Genomic DNA, 5,540 nt, shown 5'->3' with positions numbered 1-5,540 from the left:
TCGAGATCGACCTGCGGCGAGGACCTGTCGGGGACCGCATTCATGCGGATATCGGCACTGGGCACGGCGGTGGATGCCGAGAAGCACCCGTCATAGGTGCTGACTTACAAAGGAACCTCACCCTGAGAGCCTGTGACTTTATTGGACGAAGGTGCGCCTCTCTTGTCATCCTGAGCGCAGCGAAGGATCTCGTCACCAGAAGTTTCAAGGTATGCTCGTGCCAAGCGGCGATGAGGTCCTTCGCTGCGCTCAGGACGACAGAAAAATTCGCCGCTACGGGCTGATCGGCTGTCAGAGAACAGCGATCGAAAAAGTCACAGGCTCTGAGGAGCGGCCCGGAGGGCCGCGTCTCGAAGGGTCGACAACAGATGGGATATTGCGACACCGCTCGTCCAGCGATCTTCTGTGCAGCCCATCCTTCGAGACGGCCGCTGCGCGGCCTCCTCAGGATGAGGATTGTGCTGGGCCTTCGACCAAGATAAACGCCTGTGGAGTCACCTGCCGGCACGCTGCCGTCAGCCCTTGCTGGTCTTGAATTCGTTGTAGATCGCGATCCACGCTTTGTCCGGCTGCTTGACCGGCAGGCCGCGCGGCACGCTCTTGTCGATCAGCGTCTCGACCAGCATCTTGCCGGGGTTCTTCGGGTCGGGAACGTAGCTCATCAGCTTCGTCTGCTCCTCGTTCCAGAACTTGGTGACCTTCATGTTGGGCGCGCGCGCCTTGAAGCCCTTGGTGTAGACGAGATCGGATTGCACGCGCGCGCCGCTCATGTACTCGATCCACTTGAACGCCAGCTCCTTGTTCCTGCTGTCGGCGCAGAGCGCGGCGGCTTCGCTCCAGCGGATGCTGCCCTCGTCGGGCACGGTCGAGGCGAAATTCTTGTGGCCCGCGCCGATCAGGGTGATCTCCATGTCGCCGGTCGGCGTCACCCAGGCATCCTCGTTGATCAGCGCGTTGACCAGCCCCTGATTCTGCTCGCTGAACACGCTGATCTGGGGCCGCAGCTTGAACAGCCACTCCTTCACCTTGGCGAGCTCGGCGTCGGAGATATCGTAGGGCGTCTGGTTGTTTGGCTTCACCGCCAGGCTGGCGTTGCTCATGTTCGGCAGATACCAGTCGAACAGCGCGACCTTGCCCTTGTACTTGGGCAGGAACAGCGAGTTCCAGGTCTTCGCGTCGTCCTCGCTCATGTGCTTGGTGTTGTACGACAGGCCGTAGAAGCTGAAGCGCGTCGGCACCGCCCAGATCTTGCCATCCGGCGCGCGCAGCGGCGGGAAGTCGCGATACTTCGGATGGTAGTCGGCGAGATTGGGAAAGTCGGCCGGCTTCAGCGGATCGAGCGCCTTCTGGGCGGTCAGCTTCTGGACATACTCGGCATCGCTGATGATCGCGTCGAACGTGCCCTTCGGCGATTGCGCGAAGAACTGCAGCATCTGCTCGCCGCCGATGTAGGTCTTGAACTCGACCTTGCAATCGTTCTTCTTCTCGAACTCCTCGATGACCGGCTTCTCCTCGTAGCCCGGCCAGCACAGCACCCGCATTCGGCCGGCGGCATGCGCGGAGCGGCTGAAGACCGTCAGCCCGCTCCACGAGGCGACGCCTGCGGCTGTCGCAGCGCCGAGGAACCGCCGTCGTGTCGCCCTCGAGCCCGATGACGTGGTTGGAGTGACGCTCCGCTTTCTTGTCGTCATGTCCGCCTCCTCGATCGCTGATCGCGGCCTGCCGCTGCCTCGCAAGGTGCCGTTCGGATGCCGAAACACGACGCAACTTCCATGCCACGGGTGGCGGCGGATCAGTGGGCGTGGCCGTAGCGATGGATGTGATAGGGCGCGTTGGAGAGCCCGACGCAGAAGCTGCCGACCAGGCCTTCGAGCTGGGCGCCGAGCGCTTTCGCCCCTTCGTTCAACCTGGCCAGCTGCGCGCGGGCCGCCTCGCAATCGCGCGCCAGCCTGGTCATGTCGCAGCCGACCTTGCGTCCGTGCTCGACAACCATGCGGCCGCCGACCATCACCGCATCGACGCTGGTGCCGTCCTCGACCAGGACCAGCTGGTTGGTCGGGTCGTTGATCGGGATCCAGTTCACTTTCTCGAGGTCGAGGAAGACGATGTCGGCCTTGTAGCCCGGCGCGATCTTGCCAATCCTGTCGAAGCCCAGCGCCCGGGCGCTGCCGATGGTGGCGGCGTTCAGCACTTCCTCGGAGCGCAGCCATCTCGTGTAGTCCGGTCCCTGCACGTTGGAGACCATCGAGGCGCAGTGCATTGCCTCGTACATGTTCAGATTGTCGGAGCAGTTGGCCGAATCGGTTCCGATGCCGAGATTGACGCCGAGCTCGAGCAGGCGCCGGGTGTTGGCGATCCCCGATCCCAGCCGCATGTTGCTCGTCGGATTGTGGGCGACCGAGCAGCCGTGGTCGGCCAGCCGTCGCATGTCGTCGTCGTCGAGCCAGACGCCGTGGGCCACCGTGAAGTCGGGCCCCAACAGCCCCAGCCCATCGACATGGGCGGTCAAGGTCGTGCCGTAGCGCTTGAAGGCCGAGACCGCCTGCACCTTCGATTCGGCCACGTGACTGTGCAGCACGACGCCATAGTCGCGCGCCAGCCGCGCCGAGCCTGCGATCAGGGCGTCGCTGCAGTGAAGCGGAATGATCGGGGCGACACCCAGTCGGACCTGCTCGCGGTCGTGCTTCCAGCCGTGCAGGGACTCCCGCATCATCCGGAGCGTGCTCTCGTATGGCGCCTCGTCGTAGGCGGCGACCTCGCGGCGCAGCCGGTCGGGCAGGGAGTCGAGCAAACCGGGGATCGCCTGGTAGAAGGAGAGATCGGCCAGCATCGGCGCCACCACCGCGCGCATGCCGGCATCGACGTAGGCCTGGCCGATGGCGCTGATTTCCTCGACCGAGGCCGTCGGGTACCCGAACGTCAGGTCGTAGGCGGCCGTGCACCCCTTGAGGAGCATCTCCACGGCGCCGAGATAGGTGTTGAGGTACTTGTGCTCGAGACTCTGGTTGGCCATGAAGCCGGCCGCGCCGACCCACAGCAGCTCGAGCGACCAGCGATCCGCCGTGCCCTTGCTGAGATTGCCCATGCCATGGGTATGCGCGTTGATCAGGCCGGGATGGAGCAGCCGCGCCGCCGCATCGAGCGGGCGTGCGTCGGACGGCGAGGGCATGCCGGGTGGTCCGACCTCGGCAATGCTGTCGCCGACGACCAGGATGTCCGCAGGCTGGGCGGTGTGTCGGTCCGCATCGACCAGCCGACCGCCGCGGATGATGATCTTCTCTGGGTTGGGCACGGCGACGCTCCGGTTGACGGCGGGCCTGCTGGCGCGCTGCAAGCGCCATGCCACTTACTATGCTTACGACCGACTGCAATCAGATGTGCAGTTGCATCGGGCATCCGTGTTCATTTGTGTTCATCTGTGGCTATTCTCTTCAACGAAGCATGGCCAATCAGACGGTTCGCGGTGGCCCAACCCAGCAGTACAGCTCCCAGAGATTGTCGTCGGGGTCGCTGAAGTAGGCGGCGTGGGCTTGCCAGGGATAGGTCCGCGGCGGCGCCCGGAAGACGACGCCGCGCGCGACGAGCCGCGCATGGAGGTCATCCACCGCTTCCGGCGAGTCGAGTCGAACGGCGAGCATGGCGTGCGGCCCGCGGCGAGGCACGTCGTCGAAGGCGAGGGCGCGCCGCACGTCCGGCTCCTCCCACAGCGCCAGGATCGTGCCGTCCATCCAGAACTCGGCGAACCCGGTATCGAGCCGCTTCAGCTCAAGATCGAGCTTGTCGCGATAGAAGGCGATCGCACGCGGCAGGTCGGCGACGAACAGGGCGACGTCGGTTATTCGCTTCAATCCGGCCAAGGGCATGGTAGCCATCTCCTGTCCGCTGCGGATGGCCATGCAATCTCCTTGCCGGGGTCTGGCCTCCGTCTTGCTGCGGACGAGGGGTGAGGCGATGAACGGGAGACGACACGCGCCATGCTCGACCTGATCGTGCGGAACGCCACCCTGCCGGACGGCCGGCGTGGCATCGATGTCGGTGTGCAGGCGGGGCGCATCGCGGCCCTTGAACCGAATCTGCAGGCGACGGCGGGCCAGTCGATCGACGCAAACGGCCGGCTGCTGACGCCGCCCTTCGTCGATTCCCATTTCCACATGGACGCGACCCTGTCGGTCGGCCTGCCCCGGCGCAACCGCTCCGGCACGCTGCTGGAAGGGATTGCCCTGTGGGGCGAGCTCAAGCCGAGCCTGACCGGGCAGGCGATCGTCGACCGGGCGCTGGCCTACTGCGATTGGGCGGTGGCGCGCGGCCTGCTGGCCATCCGCAGCCACGTCGACATCTGCGATCCGCGCCTGCTGGCGGTCGATGCGCTGCTCGAGGTCAGGAAGAAGGTGGCGCCCTACATCGATCTTCAGCTCGTCGCCTTCCCGCAGGATGGCCTGTATCGCTCGCCGGGCGCCTTGGAGCTCTTGAAGGAGGCGCTGCGGCGCGGTGTCGACGTGGTCGGCGGCATCCCGCATTTCGAGCGCACGATGGAGGATGGCCGGGCGTCGGTACGCGCCCTGTGCGAGATCGCGGCCGAGCAGGGGCTGCTCGTCGACATGCATTGCGACGAGACCGACGATCCGATGTCACGCCATGTCGAGACCCTGGCGGCCGAGACCGTGCGCCTCGGCCTGCACGGACGCGTCGTGGGCTCCCATCTCACGTCGATGCACAGCATGGACAACTACTATGTCTCGAAGCTCGTGCCGCTGATGGCCGAAGCCGATCTCGGAGTCATCGCCAACCCGTTCGCCAACATGGTGCTGCAGGGTCGCCACGACACCTATCCCAAGCGGCGCGGCATGACCCGGGTGCCCGAGCTGATGGCCGCCGGGCTCACCGTGGCGCTCGGCCAGGACAGTACGATGGACCCGTGGTACGGCCTCGGCAGCGGTGACATGCTCGATGTCGCACATATGGCGGTCCACGTGGCGCAGATGACCAGCCTCGACGCCATGTCGGCCTGCTTCGCGGCGGTGACCGGGAGTGCCGCGCGGCTGCTCCATCTCGATGGCTACGGTCTGGACGTGGGCTGCAAGGCCGACATGGTCCTGCTGGACGCAAGCGACCCGGTCGAGGCGATCCGTCTGCGCGCGACCCGGCTGAAGGTCATTCGCGCGGGCAAGGTCATTGCCGAGGCGCCGAGCGCCCGCACGTCCCTCGCGCTGCCCGGGCGCCCTGGCGAGATTTCGTTCTCGTGGCCACGCGATGTGAGCTGATCATCTTCTCCCCAGCTCGCTGGGGAAGTGTTCGCGCCTGCGCTGAGCGAAGCCGAAGCGTCATCGCGGACGGAGGGATCATGACTCATCGCCGGGAGCGCGCCACTCCAGTGGCGCTCTTCTCGTTGATCATACAGCCCATGAGCGCCACAGGAGTGGCGCGCTCGTGCGACCGCGAGTGTGTCTGGCTTGGAGGGTGGAAGTCCCTTCCAGGCAAGCCCACTCCGGCCTGTAACCGACTGCAACTGCGTCGTCGCGAGGCGAGGTGGAGAGCAGCAG

4 protein-coding genes are annotated in these 5,540 nt (G+C 65.6%); 1 reads left to right on the top strand and 3 read right to left on the bottom strand.

The window, feature by feature from the left end; genetic code table 11:
- Positions 1-515 precede the first annotated feature (515 nt).
- From AB7O82_RS36995 to AB7O82_RS36985, 3 genes are all read right to left on the bottom strand, one after another.
- A complete protein-coding gene (locus AB7O82_RS36995) occupies positions 516-1,691 on the bottom strand; it encodes an ABC transporter substrate-binding protein (RefSeq protein ID WP_428551041.1) in 1,176 nt (391 codons plus the stop codon).
- Positions 1,692-1,792: 101 nt separating this feature from the next.
- Complete coding sequence (locus AB7O82_RS36990; protein ID WP_428551043.1) at positions 1,793-3,292, bottom strand: amidohydrolase family protein; 1,500 nt, start codon at positions 3,290-3,292, stop codon at positions 1,793-1,795.
- A 157-nt stretch (positions 3,293-3,449) separates the two neighbouring features.
- Entirely contained in the window at positions 3,450-3,896 is a 447-nt protein-coding gene (locus tag AB7O82_RS36985) for a VOC family protein (RefSeq protein ID WP_428551045.1), read from the bottom strand.
- A 78-nt stretch (positions 3,897-3,974) separates the two neighbouring features.
- Between AB7O82_RS36985 and AB7O82_RS36980 the strand changes: the two genes are divergently transcribed.
- Positions 3,975-5,261: an amidohydrolase family protein gene (locus AB7O82_RS36980; protein ID WP_428551048.1), complete on the top strand. Its 1,287-nt coding sequence runs from the start codon at positions 3,975-3,977 to the stop codon at positions 5,259-5,261.
- The last annotated feature ends 279 nt before the right edge of the window (positions 5,262-5,540 follow it).

It is taken from the genome of Reyranella sp., from assembly GCF_050185545.1.
Classification (GTDB): domain Bacteria; phylum Pseudomonadota; class Alphaproteobacteria; order Reyranellales; family Reyranellaceae; genus Reyranella.
The sequence above is the reverse complement of the archived record's forward strand: the minus strand, read 5'-3'. Positions and strand labels throughout refer to the sequence as shown.